This window comes from Proteus sp. STS61-E, from assembly GCF_040932335.1.
Lineage (GTDB): Bacteria > Pseudomonadota > Gammaproteobacteria > Enterobacterales > Enterobacteriaceae > Proteus > Proteus mirabilis_B.
The window spans coordinates 187,880-208,393 of sequence record NZ_JBFQGE010000009.1; the positions used below are offsets into that span (position 1 = coordinate 187,880).

A 20,514-nucleotide genomic window follows, 5' to 3' on the forward strand; every position below is an offset into this window, starting at 1 on the left:
CTTTTGTGTAAAATTCATGGTGTTACTAATGGTTAATTTGCGTTAAGTTGATTGAAAATATCACATAGAAAAACAAGCAAATAAACTTATTTTTTATTTTAATAACAATGTGTTATGTCTATCATCTATTTATTTTTGATATAGGCTAACGTATTTGTATGAGCATTGTGCATAATACAAAGGTTGATAGATAAGTAGAAAATAATAACACCTTATTTTGCTTTATTATTCTTTCGAATAGTTAAAGTGAAAATGTGGATAATAGAATAGATCTCGCTATTCTTATTATAAGATTAAATCAAGATAGTATGACGAGATATCACGACAGAGATATTAAAGATAGTTTATCTATTACTCATATTTAGAATAAAAATTTATAAAATTAATAATTAACCGCGCATTTGTGCAGATTAACCCAGGTACCTCTATGAACATTAATCAACTGAAAAGCTTTGTTGAAGTCGTGAAAAATAATTTCAACATTACTAATGCGGCTGAAAAACTCTATACCTCACAACCGACAATCAGTAAGCAACTAAAAATATTAGAAGATGAATTAAGTGTGTCGCTGTTTGTGCGTAAAAATAATAACTTATTAGCATTGAGCCCGATGGGTAAAGAAGTCCATAAAATTGCTTGCGATATTCTTGGGCAGGTTGACCGAATCAAGAGCATTGTGGCTGAAGAAGATCGTAATAAAAAAGTCGATTTACATATTGCGACAACACACACTCAAATACGTTATTCATTGCCGAATGTGATTGATCACTTTCGTCGCTATTACCCTAATATTTCGCTACATTTTCATCAAGGCGCGCCCGCTCAATTAGCAGAGATGGTTAAAAATGGCGATGTAGATTTTGCTATCGCAACAGAATCTATGCACCTTTATGAAGATCTTATTACATTGCCTTGTTATCGTTGGACACGTAGTTTATTAGTTCCTTATGATCATCCTCTTGCGTTATTGAAAGATGATGAGCAGGTTACCATCGAACAAATGGCTGAATATCCACTGATTACTTATGTTTTTGGTTTTACAAGAGGATCTAAATTAGACAAGGTATTTTATAAAAATAATCTTAAGCCTAAGGTGGCGTTAACCGCGACGGATACTGAGATTATTAAATACTATGTTAAGCGCCATTTAGGCATCGGTGTTATTGCAACAGCCTCTTATGATGAGATTGAAGATGGTGGCGCATTAAAATGTATTAATATCGATCATTTAGTGCAACCGAGTTATACCCACATCTGTGTCAGTAAACATACTCATATGAAAGATTATATGCATGAGTTTATTTCTCTCTATGCGCCACATATTGATAGAAATGTTATTCAGATGCCAGAGCAATGGGAAACCCAATGGCACAGTAAAGAGGTGTACCAAGGATTACCTGATTTACGTTCAGTGAATGTGAATAATAGCGTTGTAGAATAGACGTCAGATCAGAATAGAAAAAAGCCCGTTTTTGCGGGGGCAATAACGGGCTTTGGGCAGAATAATAAGAGATTAGCGAGTCAGAATATTAACAAAAATCTGAGCACCGACTAATAAACAATCATCATCGACAAAATAAGGATTTGCGTGAAGGTAATTATTAATACCTTTCGCCTGATTACCACTTCCTAAGAAGAACATTGCACCGACTTTGCCTTTTGTAGCGTTAACCATATAGCTAAAGTCTTCACTACCTGTCATTGGCTTACCGTTCGATTCAATATTCTCTTCTGGTAAGAATTTACGCATCGCATCTAACAAACGCTGGTGTGCAGTTGGGTGATTCACAACAGCAGGGTATCCGCTATAGCTTAATGTGGTTTTAAATCCGCCAGCTGTACTGCGTGCAACAATTTCATCAAAACTTGCTTTCAGCACTTGGTCGGTATTTTCATCCATAGAGCGGATAGTACCGCGAGCTTGTACGTGATCAGCTAATGCATTAGGGATTGTTCCCCCATTGATCATGCCGCAACCAAAGACGGCAGGGCTAAATGGATCTGTTTTCTTCGCAACAACGTAATCCATATAATCAATCAAGCGGGTTGCTTCACGAATGGCATCTAAACCTTTGTGCGGTGTTGAACCATGTGCGGAAACACCATAAACATCTAATGTCCATGCAGAGCCATAAGATGACATCACACCATCATTAAAGCGAACACAACCTGTTTCGATCGCTGCATCATTATGAAGTGCGTAAGTTTCATCAACGCCTTCCATGCAACCAAGTTCAACCATTTTTTCAGCGCCAGGTACACGCATATCTTCTTCAGCCATTTGGAAAATAAAGCGAACGTTCGCGCTCATCTCTTCTCTATTTTCGGCAAGATATTTAGCACTGGTTAATGCCATAGTCATATGAGTATCGTGACCACAGTTGTGTGCACAACCTTGGTGAACTGAACTATGTTCATTATTCGTTAAGTCTGGCATTTCTAATCCGTCCATATCAGCACGGATAGCAATTAATGGAAATTCAGAATTAACAATTAAGTCTGCTGTGAAGCCAGTATATCCATCAAAAGTTTTAATTTGATAACCAAAACTTTCCATTAATTCACGACAGTATTTAGATGTTTTATATTCTTCACCTGATAGCTCAGGTATTTTGTGCAGGTCTTGTCGTGTTTTTTTACTAAAGTCATTTAATTGAAAGAGTTTTTCACTGACATTATAAATATTATTCATTAGATAACTCCCTGGATAGTAAATCCAATTTGCGCGACGATTGATGCTCCAAAGAAACAACAAGTTGAAACAATCATGAAAATAAGAATAACTTTCCATGACATTTTCTTAAGTTCTTCTAATTGACCACCAACAGATAAACCAGCAAATGCTAATAAAGGAACACAACAAGATAAGAAAGAAACTTTACCAATAGAACTAATAAAGAAATCTCTTACCGGAGTTTCGGGTAAACAAATAAGTATCCCGATAATTGTTGCATAAGCAAATGTTGGTAAAGATGAAGGTAAATAATGTTTTGCAACGAGTGAAATAAATACCACTAATGACATAGCAATAAAGCTATCCCACATTGCATAAAGAGCGATCCCTGATGTTAACGTTTGAGTAAACATTGCCAGTAAAATAGCAACGAATACAAATTTCATATCAATAATTATATTTTTCATGCAGTTTTGCCTCTGGTGAAAATTTTATAAATTTTTTCTGAAAGAGGTAAACCTAAATAGGTTAATGACAGTGCGCCTAGTGCTGAAGATAATAAGTTAGATGCAGCGGCAACACTTAATACTTGCTGTGCTAATGCTTCATCAAGACCATTAATTAATGCACCTGATGCCGCACTTAACATTGAACCTGAACCCACGCCAGAACCAGCTGCAAGAGCGAGTGGGTGTAATCCAGTTAATGGAGCAATACTACCTAATACGCTAAACCATAAAGTACCGATAACAGAACCACATAAATAAATGGCTAATACACCAATATATTCCTGAGAGCCTGTACCAAATTTACCTTGAATAACAGCGATAGACGGTTCACGGCTAATAGATGAACAAGCACCAATTGCACGACGACCAAATCCAAATTTAATGGCTAATGGAACCGCAATTAATACTGGTAATAAGTTTCCGAGTTCCTGAACAAATAAAGGAATACCGACACTTAAAATCATTTTAATATTAGGAACAATCATTCCTGCATATTGCGTACCTAAAATAAGCAGGCTGAAGCCTACCATTTTACCGCAGAAGCCTTCTTCTTTTTCTGTAAATAATTTACCCCATACTTTAATTTTTTTACGGGTAAATCCAGCAGATATACACATACCAATAATTACAGCAAATAGCATTGGTAAAATAGGTATTACCGCAATGCCAATCTTAATTTCTTTTTTACCAATGACATATTGTGAAATAAAAATTAAGAAAAGGACTGCCAGAATACTAATAAAGAAAACCTTTATCGGACTTCTACTTTTGTCCATCCGTTAATCTCCGTTGAAAAATAATCAGGCTTTATTCTAGAGGACAAAAAGCAAAAGGTAGCGTGACCAATGTCATGTTTATTTCATACCTCTTTTTCATGGGGCATGAAATAATACAATGGTGATAAATTTATTAACAAATAGAAAAAAGTTAAATTTTTTAATAAAGACAGTGAGTAAGGCTGAAATGAGTCAGCTTAATTGTTAATAAAGATGTGAAGGGGAAAATAATAATTAAAAATTATTTTAATTATTAAAATAATCCTATAAACAGACTTTGTCTATAATTTAGTAAATAATAATACGTTATTAATGAGATATATTCTTATTTGGTGCGGTTATTATAAATTTAATGAATGTATTTGGAAGTGATATTTTATTTTTACATTTTATCAGCACTCACTTTATCACGACAGTGACATTACAGTGATTGGTGTTATTCTTTATATTTGAGTTAGTAAGATGATTTTCTCTGCAAGCTGGCGAGGAAGAGAAACAGAATATGGGAAGAAGATAAGTGCAGCTCGCAGAGGCGCAATTTACCCAAAACTGAGGAAAATATCACCATGAGTAAGCAAACCGTTGCAACCTATATTGCTAAAGTACTCCATAATGCAGGTGTAAAACGTATTTGGGGCGTGACAGGCGATTCTCTCAATGGATTAAGTGATAGCTTGCGAAAGATGGGAACGATTGAGTGGATGGGAACCCGCCATGAAGAAGTCGCGGCTTTTGCCGCAGGAGCAGAAGCCGCAGTCAATGGAGAATTAGCGGTTTGCGCTGGCTCTTGTGGACCAGGAAACTTACATCTTATCAATGGGCTTTTTGATTGCCATCGTAATCATGTTCCTGTGTTAGCGATTGCCGCGCATATTCCTTCTGCCGAAATTGGTAGCAATTATTTTCAAGAAACACATCCTCAAGAACTTTTTCGCGAATGCAGTCATTACTGTGAATTAGTCTCAAACCCAGAGCAGATCCCTCAAGTGCTTGCTATTGCGATGCGAACCGCTATTTTGAAAAAAGGGGTTGCGGTTGTTGTATTGCCGGGGGATGTTGCACTAAAACCAGCCCCAGAAGATGCGCATGAAAATTGGTATCCGTTACAGTTTCCACTCATCATGCCTAATCGTTTCGAAATCGAAAAATTATCCGATGCACTGAATAATGCAAAAAACATCACCTTAATGTGCGGTGCAGGATGTGCTCAAGCTCGCGATGAAGTGATTAAACTGGCTCAAACCTTAAAAGCCCCTGTTGTACACGCATTGCGAGGGAAAGAGTACATTGAGTGGAAAAACCCTTACAGTGTAGGAATGACAGGGTTAATTGGTTTTTCATCGGGTTATCATGCGATGGAAAATGCTGACACTTTGGTGTTATTAGGTACGCAGTTCCCTTATCGTGCATTTTATCCATCAAAAGCCAATATTATTCAAATCGATATTAATCCAAGCAGTCTTGGTTCACATTGCCATGTCGATATGGCGATGATTGGCGATATTAAAGCAACACTAAATGCAATACAGCCTCGTTTAAAAGAGAAAACAGATACCACTCACCTTGATGCCTCATTAAAACATTATGCCAAAGCACGGCAAGATCTGGATGCACTAGCACAACCCAGTGAGCGTGAACTTATTCACCCACAATATTTGGCGCGTCGATTAAGTGAACTAGCAAATGATGACGCTATTTTTACCTGTGATGTCGGAACGCCAACAGTGTGGGCGGCTCGTTATGTTGGAATGAATGGAAAACGTCGTTTATTGGGATCGTTTAATCACGGCTCTATGGCAAATGCGATGGCTCAAGCTATTGGTGTACAGGCGTTAGATAGAAAGCGTCAAGTTGTAGCAATGTGTGGTGATGGCGGATTTACCATGTTAATGGGTGATTTTATCTCATTAGCTCAAATGAACTTACCGGTTAAAGTGATTATCTTTAATAACAGTGTATTAGGCTTTGTCGCGATGGAGATGAAAGCTGGTGGTTATTTAACTGATGGTACGGATTTACATAATCCGGATTTTGCTGCTATTGCTAATGCGTCTGGTATCAAAGGAATTCGAGTAGAAAAAGGCGAAGATTTGGATCATGCTCTGAAAGAGGCTTTTGAACATGATGGGCCTGTGATTGTGGATGTAGTCACTGCAAAACAAGAGCTTTCTATGCCTCCTGAAGTGAAGTTTGAACAAGCAAAAGGTTTTAGCTTGTATATGATGAAAGCGATTATTAATGGTCGAGGTGATGAAATTGTTCAACTAGCCAAAACTAATTGGTTACGCTAATCGCCTATCCGTAACTCGAATTATTTAGAGTATTAATTGAAGATAAAAAACCCTATCAACATAAGCCGATAGGGTTTTTTATTATTGCGCTTTTTCTGTTAAACAGAAGTTTTCAATTAATTGCCCCATTAATTCACGCGTTGGCTCAATAAATGCCATATCGATAAATTCATCAGGCTGGTGTGCTTGTTCAATAGAACCTGGACCTAAAACTAAGGTAGGGCAGAGATCTTGAATAAACGGCGCTTCAGTACAGTAATTCACTGTTTGTGCTTTCTCACCTAATAGTTCTTCGATCACTGCAACCATTTTATGATCGGTTGGGCACTCATAACCCGGAATAGGATCGTGTAACGCCTCAACACTTAAACGACCCGGCCAGCGTGCTTTGACTGGTGCTAATGTTTCGTGAAGTAAATCATCCAAGTCTTGTAGTGTTAATCCCGGCAATGGGCGAATATCCATATGTAATTCACAGCAAGCACAAATTCTATTTGCTGCATCACCACCATTAATATAACCAAAGTTCATCGTTGGATAAGGGATAACAAACGCGGGGTTGTTATAGCGAGTTTTTAACGTATCGCGCAATGTACTAAGGTGAGTAATTGATTCATGCATCAATTCTATCGCATTCACCCCTTTTTCTGGATCACTAGAGTGTCCCGATTGCCCAGTAATGCGTATCGCATTCGATAAATGCCCTTTATGCGCACGAATAGGCTTTAGCGATGTGGGTTCGCCAATAATGGCAAAATCAGGGCGGATTGCCGTATTAGCAGCAAAATAACGAGCCCCAGCCATAGAAGTTTCTTCATCAGCGGTGGCGAGAATATAGAGAGGATGAGTTAACGTCTTAGTGTCTACATCTCGCAATGCATCGAGAATAAAGGCAAAAAAGCCCTTCATATCAGCAGTACCTAAGCCATATAACTTATTTTCTTTTTCTGTCAGCGTAAAAGGATCTTGCGTCCAACGACCTTCATCAAACGGTACTGTGTCAGTGTGACCACAGAGTAATAATCCACCTTTCCCCTTTCCTAATGTTGCAAGAAGGTTAAATTTACCTCGTGTTTCAGGTACAGGTTGAATTTCAATTGAAAAACCTAATGTTTCCAACCAATTAGCAAGCAAATTAATCAGTGCTTCATTACTTTGATCGTTCTTAGCGTCTGTAGCACTGATAGAGGGCGTTGCAATTAATTGACGATAAATCTCAATAAATGTAGGTAATTTAATATTCACTGTTGACAGCCTTTCTTCATAATAGTATCAATATTCATGCACTTTTTTTGAATAAAAATACATTAATCGGTTTGTGTTCATAGTACAAGGTAAGAATGACATGTTAAATACTCTGATTGTAGGAGCAAGTGGTTACACTGGCGCTGAATTAGCCGCCTATCTTCAGCAGCATCCTCATGTGAATTTGAGCAGACTGATGGTATCAGCTCAAAGTGCAGATGCAGGAAAGTGCTTTTCTGAACTTCATCCACAATTTCGTGGTTTAGTGGATCTGCCACTTGAGCCGATGGTTGATGTCGCTAAAGCTGCTGAAAACATTGATATCGTTTTTCTCGCAACAGCTCACGAAGTCAGCCATGACATCGCTCCTGTCTTTTTAGAGCAAGGTTGTGTGGTATTCGATTTGTCTGGTGCCTATCGAGTACAAAACAAGCATTTTTATCAACAATACTATGGATTCGAGCATAAGAATACTGATTGGTTATCACAGGCAGTTTATGGATTAGCTGAATGGAATGCTGACATTATTAGTCAGGCACAATTAATTGCTGTGCCGGGTTGTTATCCAACCGTCTCTCAGTTGTCACTAAAACCTTTAGTGGAAGCGGGACTTTTAGATACAGCACAGTGGCCTGTTATTAATGCCACCAGCGGTGTGAGTGGTGCAGGGAGAAAAGCCTCTCTAACCAGCAGTTTTTGTGAAGTGAGTTTGCAACCTTACGGTGTGTTTACTCATCGTCATCAACCTGAGATTGCAACACATCTGGGTATTGATGTGATTTTTACACCTCATTTAGGCAATTTTGCGAGAGGGATCTTAGCCACTATCACCTGTAAGTTAAAAGCGGGTGTGACACAAGAGGATGTAAGACAAGTCTTTGAAGATGCTTATCAAGATAAACCATTAGTGCGTGTTTATGAAAAAGGATTGCCTGCATTAAAAGCTGTTGTAGGAACCGCATTTTGTGATATCGGATTTGCTCAGCAAGGTGAACATCTGATTGTGGTAGGTGTTGAAGATAACTTGCTGAAAGGGGCTGCTGCACAAGCAGTGCAATGTATGAACATTCGGTTTGGTTTCGCTGAAACCGAATCACTTATTTAAATAATGAGTAGGGAAGTTTCATGGAACCATTAATTATCAAACTGGGTGGTGTGCTCCTTGATAATGAAGAAGCGTTAACGCGGTTTTTCACTGCATTACAACAATATCGCTCAACGCATTCTCGTCCTTTAGTCATCGTACATGGTGGTGGCTGTTTGGTGGATGAGTTAATGGGCAAATTGCAATTGCCTGTGGTGAAAAAGCAAGGTCTTCGTGTCACACCGGCTGATCAGATAGACATCATTACAGGAGCACTTGCCGGAAGTGCCAATAAAACCTTGTTATCGTGGGCAACCAAGTTTGGGCTTAATGGCGTGGGGCTTTCTTTGGGTGATGGACAATTAGCTAAAGTCACTCAAATCAATGAAGAGTTAGGTCATGTAGGAAATGCAACTCCCGGCTCTCCTGATTTACTCAATTTATTATTGGGTGCTGGCTATCTACCTATTATCAGTTCTATTGGGATGACTGAAAAAGGTGAGCTGATGAATGTGAATGCTGATCAAGCGGCAACCGCTATTGCTGAAACATTAGGTGCTGACTTAGTCCTGCTTTCAGATGTTAGTGGCATTTTAGATGGTAAAGGTCAGAAGATTGCTGAGATGTCAGCTGAAAAAGCACAGATGTTAATCGATCAGGGCATCATCACTGACGGCATGATAGTGAAAGTAAACGCGGCATTGGAAGCAGCTAAAACGTTAGGACGACCTGTTGAAATCGCAAGTTGGCGTCATGCTGAAAAACTGACGACATTATTTAATGGTGTTGCAGTAGGAACCCGAATTTTAGCTTAAAAATCACTCTAGAAATCTTATCGCTATTTGGTAGTTGGCAGAATTTAAACAAATTGGGAATTGAAGGTTATCACTATGACTAAAGGTATTAAGAAAATCGTATTGGCATACTCTGGCGGATTGGATACATCGGCAATCATTCCTTGGCTAAAAGAACATTATGATAACTGTGAGGTTGTCGCTTTTGTTGCTGATGTTGGTCAAAGCCGCGATGATTTAGTGGGTGTAGAACAAAAAGCATTAACTTCAGGTGCTTCAGAGTGTTACGTCGTTGATCTACGTGAAGAGTTTATCAAAGACTATGTCTATCCTGTATTAAAAACAGGTGCTTTATATGAAGGTAGCTATTTATTAGGTACTTCAATGGCGCGCCCTGTTATCGCCAAAGCTCAAGTTGAACTTGCATTAAAATTAGGTGCTGATGCTGTTGCTCATGGTGCAACAGGTAAAGGTAACGATCAGGTTCGTTTTGAAAGCACTTATGCGGCACTTGCTCCACAGCTTAAAGTGGTTGCTCCTTGGAGAGAGTGGGATTTACGTTCTCGTGAAGCGCTGTTGGATTATCTAAAAGTTCGTAATATCCCAACAACAGCAACTCTTGAGAAAATTTATAGCCGTGATGAAAATGCATGGCATATTTCAACGGAAGGTGGCGTATTAGAGAGCCCGTGGAATGCCTCAAATGAAGATTGCTGGGCATGGACTGTTGATCCTAAGAAAGCACCAGAAACACCAGAACTAGTCACCGTTACAGTTAAAGCGGGTGAAGTTGTCGCAGTAAACGGTAAAACACAATCACCTTTTGAATGTTTAGATACATTAAATACATTAGGTGTTAAGCATGGTATCGGACGTATTGATATTGTTGAAAACCGTTTAGTGGGAATGAAATCTCGTGGCTGTTACGAAACCCCAGGGGGCACTATCATGATGGCGGCTCTGCGTGGTGTTGAGCAACTTGTTCTTGATAGAGATGCATTTAAATGGCGTCAGCAACTAGGCTTAGAGATGTCTTATGTGGCTTATGATGGTCGCTGGTTTACGCCAATCCGCGCTTCACTACAAGCTGCCGCTGAATCACTGGCAAAAGATGTGAATGGCGAAGTGGTTTTAGAGCTTTATAAAGGTCATGTAAATGCTATTCAGAAGAAATCAGACAACAGCCTGTACTCTGAAGAGTTTGCAACCTTTGGTGAAGATGAAGTTTACGATCACAGCCATGCTGAAGGCTTTATCCGTTTATATTCCCTGCCATCACGTATTCGTGCACTGAGCAAGAAATAACGCAAAGCAATAGAGTGGTGCTAACAAGTATCACTCTCACTCTTTTTTATTACACAGAATAAATACAGGAAGCGATTATGGCACTCTGGGGTGGACGTTTTAGTCAGGAAGCTGATCAACGGTTTAAACAATTCAATGATTCACTGCGGTTTGATTTTCGACTGGCACAACAGGATATCTTTGGCTCAGTGGCTTGGTCTAAAGCGTTAGTCACAGTTGGCGTATTGTCGCAAGATGAACAAGCTCAACTTGAGCAAGCGTTAAATGAATTATCAGAAGAAGTAACGGCAAACCCACAGTCTATTTTACAAAGTGATGCAGAAGATATTCATAGCTGGGTTGAAAGTAAGCTTATTGCCAAAGTGGGTGACTTAGGTAAAAAATTACATACAGGTCGTAGTCGTAATGATCAGGTCGCAACAGACTTAAAGCTATGGTGTAAAGAAGAAGTCATTCATCTTCGCCAAGCAATTGTTGAGCTACAAAAAGCCTTAGTTATCACCGCAGAACAGAATCAAAATGCTGTGATGCCGGGTTACACCCATTTACAGCGCGCTCAGCCAGTCACTTTTGCACATTGGTGTTTAGCATACAATGAAATGCTAGCCAGAGATGAAAGTCGTTTAGCTGATGCATTAAAACGTTTAGATGTCAGCCCATTAGGTTGCGGTGCTTTAGCCGGAACGGCTTATGATATCGATCGTGAACAACTGGCGGGATGGTTAGGTTTTTCCAGCGCAACCAATAATAGTTTAGATAGCGTATCCGATCGTGATCATGTCTTAGAACTATTATCCTCTGCGGCTATTGGTATGGTGCATTTATCTCGCTTTGCAGAAGATCTTATTTTCTTTAATAGTGGTGAAGCGGGCTTTATTGAATTATCAGATAAAGTGACTTCTGGTTCATCATTAATGCCACAAAAGAAAAACCCAGATGCACTTGAGCTTATCCGTGGGAAATGTGGACGAGTACAAGGCGCATTAACTGGCATGATGATGACCTTAAAAGGTTTGCCTCTCGCTTACAATAAAGATATGCAAGAAGATAAAGAAGGGCTGTTTGATGCTATCGATACATGGTCTGATTGTTTGCATATGGCGACTCTTGTTCTTGATGGGCTCCAAATTCGTCGCCCTCGTTGTGAAGAAGCAGCTAAACAAGGTTATGCTAATGCCACCGAACTGGCAGATTATCTTGTTGCTAAAGGTGTGCCATTTCGTGAAGCTCACCATATTGTGGGTGAAGTGGTTGTTTGTGCCATTGAGCAAGGTAAAGCGATTGAAGAGCTCCCTCTTTCTGAATTACAGATGTTTAATAGTAAAATCATGATTGATGTGTATGATATTTTATCGCTTCAATCTTGTTTAGATAAACGTCTTGCAAAAGGGGGTGTTTCTCAAAAACAGGTTGCTTATGCGATAGAAAAAGCCAAAGAAATTTTAGATATAAATAAATAAGAAAAGCGCTTATCTGAGACAACTTACTGTTATTCAAAAAGAACAGGGTGAATGTCACCCTGTTCTTTTATTTTAAATTGCCGATAATATCTATACTCATCTTGAATTCTTTAGAGTACGAAGTAATTAGTTTTGTTTGAGTTGTTTATTCAAAAAATATTGAAAAAGAGAGACAGAATAACATTCGACTGATAGAAAAATTTATCAGTTACTATATTATCTATAGACATTAACTATCAGCAATAAATGTGGGATCTGCAATGAATATCCGTGACTTGGAATATCTGGTGGCTCTAGCTGAGCATAAACATTTTCGTCGTGCGGCAGATTCTTGCCATGTGAGTCAGCCAACATTAAGTGGCCAAATTCGTAAACTTGAAGATGAACTTGGCGTGATGTTGCTTGAAAGAACTAGCCGTAAAGTTCTGTTTACTCAACAAGGTTTGTTGCTGGTGGATCAAGCGAAAACCGTTTTACGCGAAGTTAAAGTGCTACAAGAAATGGCTTCATTGCAAGGTGAAAGTATGGCAGGGCCTTTACATATTGGGCTTATTCCTACGGTTGGCCCTTATTTATTGCCTCATATCATTCCTGAATTACATAAAAACTACCCTAAGTTAGAGATGTATCTTCATGAAGCACAAACTCATAGCTTATTAGCTCAATTAGATAGTGGAAAACTCGACTGTGCAATTTTAGCAATGGTAAAAGAGAGTGCGCCATTTATTGAAGTGCCTCTATTTGAAGAGCCAATGAAGTTAGCAATTTATGAAGGACATCCTTGGCATGAACGCGAGTCTGTACCGATGGGCGACTTAGCAGGTCAGCGTTTATTAATGTTAGAAGATGGGCACTGTTTACGCGATCAAGCGTTAGGGTTTTGCTTCCAAGCGGGTGCTAAAGAAGATACGCATTTTAGAGCAACGAGTTTAGAGACTTTGCGTAATATGGTCGCTGCTGGTAGTGGGATCACGTTATTACCTGATTTATCTGTACCTCAAGAACAAAAACGTGATGGGGTTTGTTATCTAGAATGTACTGATCCCAATCCATCACGTTCTATTATTTTGGTTTATCGTCCCGGATCGCCTTTGCGTAATCGTTATGAACAGTTAGCAGAGACAATCCGTGAACATATGACCGCATTTTATGCAGAAAAACAAAACGCATTAAAATAAGCGGTTTAAACCATTAAGTGCAGCAACACGGTAGGCTTCTGCCATTGTTGGATAGTTGAAGGTAGTATTAACGAAATACTCGATAGTATTGCCTTCACCTTTTTGTTCCATAATCGCTTGGCCGATATGAATAATTTCAGCGGCACGCTCACCGAAGCAGTGAATACCTAAAATTTGCTTGGTTTCACGGTGGAAGAGAATTTTCAAACTCCCAACATTCATGCCTGCAATTTGTGCTCTTGCTAGATGTTTAAATTGAGAGCGACCCACTTCATAAGGAATTTTCATTGCAGTGAGTTGTTGCTCTGTTTTACCAACAGAACTAATTTCAGGAATGGTGTAGATCCCCGTCGGAATATCTTCAATTAAATGTGTTTCTGATTTTCCGGTTGTGATCGCCAAAGCTGCAATTCGACCTTGATCATAAGCGGCTGAAGCCAGACTTGGGTAACCAATGACATCACCGACGGCATAAATGTGTTCGCAACTGGTTTGGTAATGTGCATTAACAGAAACTTGTCCACGACTATCTGTTTTAATACCCACGTTTTCTAAGCCAAGTGTGTCTGTATTTCCTGTTCGACCATTCGCATAAAGTAGGCAATCTGCTTTGACTTTTTTACCTGATTTTAAGTGAACAATCACTCCATCATCGACACCTTCAATACTTTCATATTCTTCATTATGACGAATAACAATGCCGTTATTCCAGAAGTGATAAGAAAGTGCATCAGACATCTCTTGATCAAGGAAAGACAATAGGTGATCACGAGTATTAATTAAGTCTACTTTTACTCTTAATCCTCTAAAAATAGAGGCATATTCACAACCAATAACACCAGCACCATAAATAATGACATGGTGAGGTTCATGCTCTAAATCGAGAATAGTGTCACTGTTATAAATACGAGAATGAGAGAAATCGACATCTGGTGGACAATAAGGGCGTGAGCCTGTTGCAATAATAAAATTATCTGCTGAAAGAATATCGCAAGTGCCATCAGGATAACGCACGCTGATCCTGTGCTCATCAATAAACGCAGCTTCGCCCGAATACATTGTACAATTATTACGCTCGTAGAAACCTTGACGCATTTTAGTCTGTTGACTAATTACGGTACTGGCTTGGCGAAGTATTTGAGAGAAAGAGGAGTTAATGAGACGAGATTGGTCACTGTAAAGCGGGTTTTGATTAAATTCGATAATACGACTTACAGCGTGGCGTAGGGCTTTTGAAGGAATGGTTCCCCAGTGAGTACAGCCACCACCGACTTTGTTATAACGTTCTATAACTGCGACGCGCTTTCCTTGTTTAACAAGCCCCATGGCCGCGCCTTCACCGCCAGGACCTGAACCGATCACAATTGCATCGAAATGAGAATGTTGCATAGGAAGAGACCTGTTTTATACAAACCGACAACGCTATATTAACATTAGAATGAATAATAGCCCAATTGACATTAAGGGCATTAGTCACACTTTGTTGAGTTTTTATGAGAATGTGTCTTGAGAGATGATTGTACGCACTGCTTTTTTAACAAAGTTTGATATATTGAGTATAAACCAAATTAGGATTATCAGGATTTCCGTGAGTAATAATATTGGCATCAGAGCTAAACAAAAAGAAAAAACCCGTCGCTCTTTAATTGAAGCTGCTTTTAGCCAACTCAGTGCCGAGCGTAGCTTTACAAGCCTAAGTTTACGAGAAGTGGCTAGAGAAGCTGGTATTGCACCTACCTCATTTTATCGTCATTTTAAAGATGTTGATGAACTAGGACTCACGATGGTTGACGAAAGTGGATTGATGTTACGTCAATTAATGCGCCAAGCACGTCAACGTATTGCGAAAGGCGGCAGTGTTATTAGAACATCAGTAGCAACTTTTATGGAATTCATTGGCAATAATCCTAATGCGTTTCGATTATTATTACGTGAGCGTTCTGGGACTTCGGCGGAATTTCGTGCCGCAGTCGCACGAGAGATCCAACATTTTATTGCAGAACTGGCAGACTACCTTGAGCAAGAAAGTCATATGCCACGTTATTTTACAGAAATGCAATCTGAAGCAATGGTCACTATTGTATTTAGTGCAGGCGCAGAGGCACTGGATATTGATATTGAAAAGCGTCAACAATTAGAAGAAAGATTAGTTATACAACTGCGAATGATTGCTAAAGGTGCCTATTATTGGTATCGACGTGAGCAAGAAACGCAAATACCTCTACAAGATAACCCAGAGATAAAGAAAAAAACGCATCAGAAAGGAGACAAATGATGGAACAAAATCGCTGTGAAAAAAGCACGCTATTACTTGCCACAGTCATTGGTGTCGCTTTACATGGTACATATTCGAGTTTTTTTAATTCATTTATTGAGACGTGGTCAGTTTTCCCACTCATCAGTTTAATCTTGGCAGTTTACTGTTTATATCAGCGTTATTTAAATCAACCTATGACCGATGGTATGCCTAAGCTGATTTTTTCATTCTTTTTATTAGGTCTATTCGGTTATAACGCTTACACCAGAACCGTTAACCCTGAATGGGGTTCAAACTTTTTCTCTTCTGTTTGTATTGTTATTGTTGCGTTGTGGATTTATCGTCAATTTAAACAGCGCCAACGCTTACGCCTACAAGCTGAAGAAGCTGAAAGAGCATCACAAGCAGAACAGTACTAGTCTGTACTTATCTCTTTGTTGTAAACACAGCGAAATTTTGACACCAGCAAGTTATCTTGCTGGTGTTTTTGTTTTTATTGGTGCTATTGGAGATTTTTTATCTATAACAAGTGAAATAAGCAGTTATCTTTTTTCTAATAATACGCCACATTCCATATGATGGGTGTATGGGAATTGATCAAATAAAGCTAATTTACTGATTTTGTGTGTTTTAATTAGCGTTTCTAAATTCTGGCTCAGTGTTTCTGGGTTGCAAGAAATGTATAAAATGCTAGGGTAACTTTTAACCAACTCTACAGTTTTCTCATCTAAACCACTACGAGGCGGGTCAACAAAAATGGTTTCACATTGGTAATCTTTTAAATCGATCCCTTCTAGGCGTTTAAATTCCCTTACTCCATTCATTGCTTGAGTAAAATCTTCAGCAGACATGCGAATAATCTTCACATTATCAATATTGTTCATTGCGATATTATATTGTGCGGCATAAACAGAAGGTTTTGCAATTTCTGTTGCCAGTACGCGATCAAAATTACGCGCGAGCGCTAATGAAAAGTTACCGTTACCGCAATACAGCTCAAGCAGATCGCCTTTTGCATTTTCTGTTGCCTTTAATGCCCATTCCAACATCTTAATATTGACCTGTGCATTAGGTTGCGTGAAGCTATTTTCAACTTGGCGATAAATCATCTCTTTGCCAGCGACAGGTAGCACTTCATCAATAAAATCGTTATCGAGCATAATTTTTGTTTTATATGCACGACCGATTAATTGCACATCAAAACCTTGAGCAATTAATGATTGGCGTAACGCTATTGCTTCTTGTTGCCAAGTTTCATCAATTTTTTTGTGATAAAGCAGTGAGACAATAATTTTATTACTCAACGTAGAAAGATAATCAATCTGAAACAGTTTCTTTCTGAGTGTCGGTTTATCTTTTATTTCTGCTAACAAGGCAGACATCATTTTATTAATAAGTTGGCTGGCAACCGGAAATTGGTCAACTCGAATACGCTGCTTAGTCTCTTGGTCAAACATAATATGATAGAGAGAATCTTCTTCATGCCAGATACGGAATTCCGCACGCATACGATAATGCTGTTCTGGTGATGAAAAAACCTCTGCTTCAGGCGCATTAAAAGGAGCCATCATTGTTTGTAGACGTTGTGTTTTTTCATTCAGTTGAGACTGATATGTTTGCGTTGGTAATGAATTCTGCATGGTATCTCGCCTTTTTTTGGCAGTAATAAAGTTAAGCGAGCGAAATTGTAGAGATCCTCATGAAGATGTCCAGTATTCTTCATGTTCAATTTCTGGACTCAGTGGATTTGAAATCGTAGCATAGTTATTCGGTCTCCTAATAGGAGTGAAAAGGGAATCTGGTGCAAAGCCAGAACTGACGCGCAGCGGTAATAGGATCAAGGATAATAAAAGACACTACAAAGCACCTTAATAAGTGCGGTGGGAAGTCATTATCTTAAATATACAAAATTGTTTATTTAACCTAGAGTCCGAAGACCTGCCGAAGACCTGTCGCATCTTAAATTAAATACGCGCTTTATTTAATTTTGGCGGCATCCTGCTACTTATTCTGTTGGATGCAGATTTTCATGAATAATAAAAAAGTTTTTCTTATTTCTAGTATGGCTTCGAGTGTGGCTTTGAGTGTAATGGTGAGCAGTTTTGGTGCGTTTGCTAATAACAGTGATACGTTAAGTGTGACAGCGAATCGCTTTCAAGAGCCTAATTCTTCTATTCTAGCGCCTATCACTGTTGTTGAACGTGAACAGATCGATCGTTGGCAGAGTAATAGTGTTATTGATGTATTACGCAGAATGCCGGGTATTGATGTGGGGCAAAACGGCGGAATAGGGCAGATGAGCTCTATTTATGTACGTGGGACTGAATCTCGTCATGTTCTTATTTTAGTGGATGGTGTGCGTTTAAATCAGGCTAACGTATCTGGTAGTTCCGATATTAGCCAAATTCCCCTTTCTCTTGTTCAACGTATTGAATATATAAGAGGGCCTCGTTCTTCTGTTTATGGTTCAGATGCGATTGGCGGCGTGATTAATATCCTCACAGAAAGAAAAACGGAAGGAGGAACGCTTAATGCCACAATGGGTTCTCATGGTTATCAAGAATATGATGGTTCGGTAAAACAGAAAGTCGGGGATAGAACAACATTAACCGCAGCAGGTAGTTATCTCTATACCAAAGGTTATGATGTAGAAGCGAATGGAAATACGGGTGGATATCCACAACCTGATCGTGATGGCTTTATGAATAAGTCACTGTGGTTAGGGGTTAATCATGATATTAATGATGACGTTTCTTTATATGCACGAGCTTATGGTTTTGATAATCGCACCGCTTATGATGCTTATTATGACAGTTATAACGATACATTAACGGATACAAGAGCTCTATTTAGCCGCACCTATGATGGTGGAGTGAAGTTTCATCGCGATAACTACTCTTCTTCTTTAAATACCAGCTATAACTACACCAAAGATTATGACTATGATCCTCGTTATGGTCGCTATGGTAAAGGAAGCCGTTTTACCAACTCTGAACAATATAATGTGCAGTGGGGAAATCACCTTTTATTAGGGAATGGCAGTATTGGTGGTGGTGTTGATTGGCAACGTCAATCCATTAAAGCGGGTTCTAACGGATTTCCTAATAAAGAACACTTCGACAATACTGGCTTATATCTAACAGGACAGCAAAAATTAGGTGAGATTATCGCTGAAGCCTCAGTACGTTCTGATAAACATTCGGAATATGGCTGGCATACCACTTGGCAAACTAACCTAGGTTGGGAGTTTGTTGACGGTTATCGTGTGATTGGTGGTTATGGTACGGCATTTAAAGCACCGACACTAATGCAACTTTATAGTGAATGGGGAAGTAATCCGAACTTACAACCCGAAAAGAGTAAACAGTGGGAAGGGGGCTTTGAAGGATTAACTGGGCCTTTAGAGTGGCGATTAACTGCGTATCGTAATGATGTTGATTCGTTGATCCAAAGTGAATCGAACTACCCATATCGTAATTACAATGTTGGAAAGGCATTAATTAAAGGTGTGGAATTTACAGGTGAAATGGATACTTGGGTTTTTCATCATACCTTTAACTTGCAATATATAGATGCAAGAAATAAAGAAACACATCAACGCCTTGATCGTCGTGCTCGTCAACAGTTGAAATATCAACTTGATTGGCAAGTCGAGAAACTCGATATGGGTGTGACTTACCAATATATCGGTCAGCGCACAGATAAAGATTACGGAACTTATGAGAATGTTTCTTTAGGTGGAGTGAGTATTTGGGACTTAACTGCTTCATATCCTATTACATCACATCTCTCAATTCGTGGTAGAATAGCCAACCTGTTTGATAAAGATTATGAGACAGCTTATGGCTATCGCACGCCAGGACGAGAATACTTCCTCACAGGAAGTTACAACTTCTGATGCACTATCTACCGCTAACCCTACTGTATTAGTTTTTGATTCAGGGGTTGGCGGTTTATCTGTTTATCGTGAGATCCGTGAAAAACTACCGGAGGCTCACTATATCTATGTTTTCGATAATGAAGCTTTCCCTTATGGTGAAAAATCACAAGAGTTCATTATTGACCGTGTTGTTCGAATAGTTAGCGCAGTTGCTGAAAAACATGATCTCGCCACAATTGTTATTGCTTGTAATACAGCTAGTACAGTAAGTCTTCCTGCTTTACGCGCCAAGTTTACAGAGATCCCTATTGTGGGTGTTGTTCCGGCGATTAAGCCAGCGGCTAAATTAACATGTAATGGCGTGGTTGGATTATTAGCGACCAGAGCAACAGTTAAACGTCCTTATACCCATGAACTTATTGAACGCTTTGCAACTGATTGCAAAGTTCACTCTTTAGGTTCGGCTGAGCTGGTGGAACTGGCAGAAAGAAAACTTCATGGTGAAGAGGTTTCTTTAGATGAGCTTCGCAAAATCCTTACACCTTGGCTAAAAATGAAAGAGCCACCGGATACAGTGGTACTAGGTTGTACTCATTTCCCTTTATTAGCGGATGAACTTCTTTCTGTTTTGCCTGATGGCACACGGATCATCGATTCTGGTGCTGCAATTGCACGAAGAACTGCGTGGTTGGTCGTAAATCAAGCGAAAATAAAAGGTTCAAATAAAATTAGCTTCGCTTATTGCTTAAAAGAAGATGAGAATAGCGAATTACTAAAACCTGTTTTAGCGAGTTTTGGCTTCGAATCGCTCAGAAAACTGGCGCTTTAAGTGCAATTTGATTGAAAATTCAACGGTCAGTAAAAAAACTCAAAAAAAGTGTTGCCAGCTTCACAAAACTCCCTATAATGCGCCCTCGTTGTCACGGCAAACCACGCTAAGTGAGTTAGCCGAGAGAACGAAGAAAAAAAGTGAAAAGCCTTGAAAATAAACGCTTGACACTGAATGAGGAAGATGTAGAATGCACCTCCTCGCAACAACGCAGAAGACCGGAAACGGCAGC

At 39.2% G+C, this 20,514-nt stretch carries 17 protein-coding genes and 1 riboswitch; of the genes, 11 read left to right on the forward strand and 6 right to left on the reverse strand.

The window, feature by feature from the left end; genetic code table 11:
- Nucleotides 1-427 precede the first annotated feature (427 nt).
- Complete coding sequence (locus tag AB4J89_RS18455) at nt 428-1,441, forward strand: LysR substrate-binding domain-containing protein (RefSeq protein WP_318621033.1); 1,014 nt, start codon at nt 428-430, stop codon at nt 1,439-1,441.
- A 72-nt stretch (nt 1,442-1,513) separates the two neighbouring features.
- Here the strand turns inward: AB4J89_RS18455 and AB4J89_RS18460 are convergent, their stop codons facing one another.
- Genes AB4J89_RS18460 through AB4J89_RS18470 form a run of 3 tightly spaced genes read right to left on the reverse strand, consistent with a single transcriptional unit; the run spans nt 1,514 to nt 3,959 of the window.
- Nucleotides 1,514-2,692, reverse strand: coding sequence for a M20 family metallopeptidase (locus AB4J89_RS18460; RefSeq protein WP_023583449.1), 1,179 nt, complete (start codon nt 2,690-2,692; stop codon nt 1,514-1,516).
- On the reverse strand, nt 2,692-3,141 hold the full coding sequence (locus AB4J89_RS18465) for a hypothetical protein (RefSeq protein ID WP_006534124.1): 450 nt from the start codon (nt 3,139-3,141) through the stop codon (nt 2,692-2,694). Before AB4J89_RS18465 ends, AB4J89_RS18460 begins: the two co-directional genes overlap by 1 nt.
- A complete protein-coding gene (locus tag AB4J89_RS18470; RefSeq protein ID WP_023583450.1) occupies nt 3,138-3,959 on the reverse strand; it encodes a DUF3100 domain-containing protein in 822 nt (273 codons plus the stop codon). Before AB4J89_RS18470 ends, AB4J89_RS18465 begins: the two co-directional genes overlap by 4 nt.
- Before the next feature lie 566 nt (nt 3,960-4,525).
- Here AB4J89_RS18470 and poxB point away from each other — a divergent pair.
- Nucleotides 4,526-6,250, forward strand: coding sequence for a ubiquinone-dependent pyruvate dehydrogenase (gene poxB / locus AB4J89_RS18475; RefSeq protein ID WP_088494075.1), 1,725 nt, complete (start codon nt 4,526-4,528; stop codon nt 6,248-6,250).
- Between the two features lie 81 nt (nt 6,251-6,331).
- Here the strand turns inward: poxB and argE are convergent, their stop codons facing one another.
- Entirely contained in the window at nt 6,332-7,495 is a 1,164-nt protein-coding gene (argE, locus tag AB4J89_RS18480; RefSeq protein ID WP_368470261.1) for an acetylornithine deacetylase, read from the reverse strand.
- A 100-nt stretch (nt 7,496-7,595) separates the two neighbouring features.
- On the opposite strand from argE, the gene argC reads away from it, so the two are divergent.
- From argC to oxyR, 5 genes are all read left to right on the forward strand, one after another.
- Nucleotides 7,596-8,600: an N-acetyl-gamma-glutamyl-phosphate reductase gene (argC, locus tag AB4J89_RS18485; protein WP_368470263.1), complete on the forward strand. Its 1,005-nt coding sequence runs from the start codon at nt 7,596-7,598 to the stop codon at nt 8,598-8,600.
- Nucleotides 8,601-8,620: 20 nt separating this feature from the next.
- Nucleotides 8,621-9,394: an acetylglutamate kinase gene (gene argB, locus AB4J89_RS18490; protein ID WP_088494073.1), complete on the forward strand. Its 774-nt coding sequence runs from the start codon at nt 8,621-8,623 to the stop codon at nt 9,392-9,394.
- Between the two features lie 75 nt (nt 9,395-9,469).
- The gene (locus tag AB4J89_RS18495) at nt 9,470-10,678 is read left to right on the forward strand and encodes an argininosuccinate synthase (RefSeq protein WP_088494072.1); all 1,209 of its coding nucleotides are present in this window, start codon (nt 9,470-9,472) and stop codon (nt 10,676-10,678) included.
- A gap of 77 nt (nt 10,679-10,755) precedes the next feature.
- A complete protein-coding gene (gene argH / locus AB4J89_RS18500) occupies nt 10,756-12,138 on the forward strand; it encodes an argininosuccinate lyase (RefSeq protein ID WP_088494071.1) in 1,383 nt (460 codons plus the stop codon).
- 260 nt (nt 12,139-12,398) lie between these two features.
- Nucleotides 12,399-13,316, forward strand: a complete 918-nt coding sequence (gene oxyR, locus AB4J89_RS18505; RefSeq protein WP_075672972.1) for a DNA-binding transcriptional regulator OxyR — start codon at nt 12,399-12,401, stop codon at nt 13,314-13,316.
- On the opposite strand, the gene sthA is transcribed toward oxyR, so the two are convergent.
- Nucleotides 13,308-14,705, reverse strand: coding sequence for a Si-specific NAD(P)(+) transhydrogenase (gene sthA, locus AB4J89_RS18510; protein ID WP_069366816.1), 1,398 nt, complete (start codon nt 14,703-14,705; stop codon nt 13,308-13,310). The two genes, oxyR and sthA, sit on opposite strands and share 9 nt — an antisense overlap.
- Nucleotides 14,706-14,904: 199 nt before the next feature.
- Here sthA and fabR point away from each other — a divergent pair, with 199 nt between their 5' ends.
- Together fabR and AB4J89_RS18520 are read left to right on the forward strand one after the other, a co-directional pair.
- Nucleotides 14,905-15,591, forward strand: coding sequence for an HTH-type transcriptional repressor FabR (gene fabR / locus AB4J89_RS18515; protein ID WP_069366914.1), 687 nt, complete (start codon nt 14,905-14,907; stop codon nt 15,589-15,591).
- Nucleotides 15,591-15,992, forward strand: coding sequence for a YijD family membrane protein (locus AB4J89_RS18520; protein WP_036933245.1), 402 nt, complete (start codon nt 15,591-15,593; stop codon nt 15,990-15,992). Before fabR ends, AB4J89_RS18520 begins: the two co-directional genes overlap by 1 nt.
- A 123-nt stretch (nt 15,993-16,115) precedes the next feature.
- Here AB4J89_RS18520 and trmA read toward each other — a convergent pair whose 3' ends face one another.
- A complete protein-coding gene (trmA, locus tag AB4J89_RS18525; protein WP_368470267.1) occupies nt 16,116-17,213 on the reverse strand; it encodes a tRNA (uridine(54)-C5)-methyltransferase TrmA in 1,098 nt (365 codons plus the stop codon).
- Nucleotides 17,214-17,325: 112 nt separating this feature from the next.
- A riboswitch (cobalamin riboswitch) is annotated at nt 17,326-17,534 on the forward strand.
- A gap of 68 nt (nt 17,535-17,602) precedes the next feature.
- Between trmA and btuB the strand changes: the two genes are divergently transcribed.
- Nucleotides 17,603-19,471, forward strand: coding sequence for a TonB-dependent vitamin B12 receptor BtuB (gene btuB / locus AB4J89_RS18530; protein ID WP_311755748.1), 1,869 nt, complete (start codon nt 17,603-17,605; stop codon nt 19,469-19,471).
- Complete coding sequence (murI, locus tag AB4J89_RS18535; RefSeq protein ID WP_311755749.1) at nt 19,416-20,282, forward strand: glutamate racemase; 867 nt, start codon at nt 19,416-19,418, stop codon at nt 20,280-20,282. The genes btuB and murI overlap by 56 nt, the downstream gene beginning before the upstream one ends.
- Nucleotides 20,283-20,514: the final 232 nt, after the last annotated feature.

Coding starts and splice junctions, on each gene's coding strand:
- AB4J89_RS18470 (WP_023583450.1), bottom strand. CDS start 3,959: ATGGACAAAAGTAGAAGTCCGATAAAGGTTTTCTTTATTAGTATTCTG.
- AB4J89_RS18520 (WP_036933245.1), top strand. CDS start 15,591: ATGGAACAAAATCGCTGTGAAAAAAGCACGCTATTACTTGCCACAGTC.
- argH (WP_088494071.1), top strand. CDS start 10,756: ATGGCACTCTGGGGTGGACGTTTTAGTCAGGAAGCTGATCAACGGTTT.
- oxyR (WP_075672972.1), top strand. CDS start 12,399: ATGAATATCCGTGACTTGGAATATCTGGTGGCTCTAGCTGAGCATAAA.
- AB4J89_RS18465 (WP_006534124.1), bottom strand. CDS start 3,141: ATGAAAAATATAATTATTGATATGAAATTTGTATTCGTTGCTATTTTA.
- poxB (WP_088494075.1), top strand. CDS start 4,526: ATGAGTAAGCAAACCGTTGCAACCTATATTGCTAAAGTACTCCATAAT.
- trmA (WP_368470267.1), bottom strand. CDS start 17,213: ATGCAGAATTCATTACCAACGCAAACATATCAGTCTCAACTGAATGAA.
- AB4J89_RS18455 (WP_318621033.1), top strand. CDS start 428: ATGAACATTAATCAACTGAAAAGCTTTGTTGAAGTCGTGAAAAATAAT.
- murI (WP_311755749.1), top strand. CDS start 19,416: ATGGCTATCGCACGCCAGGACGAGAATACTTCCTCACAGGAAGTTACA.
- AB4J89_RS18460 (WP_023583449.1), bottom strand. CDS start 2,692: ATGAATAATATTTATAATGTCAGTGAAAAACTCTTTCAATTAAATGAC.
- argC (WP_368470263.1), top strand. CDS start 7,596: ATGTTAAATACTCTGATTGTAGGAGCAAGTGGTTACACTGGCGCTGAA.
- argB (WP_088494073.1), top strand. CDS start 8,621: ATGGAACCATTAATTATCAAACTGGGTGGTGTGCTCCTTGATAATGAA.
- AB4J89_RS18495 (WP_088494072.1), top strand. CDS start 9,470: ATGACTAAAGGTATTAAGAAAATCGTATTGGCATACTCTGGCGGATTG.
- sthA (WP_069366816.1), bottom strand. CDS start 14,705: ATGCAACATTCTCATTTCGATGCAATTGTGATCGGTTCAGGTCCTGGC.
- btuB (WP_311755748.1), top strand. CDS start 17,603: ATGAATAATAAAAAAGTTTTTCTTATTTCTAGTATGGCTTCGAGTGTG.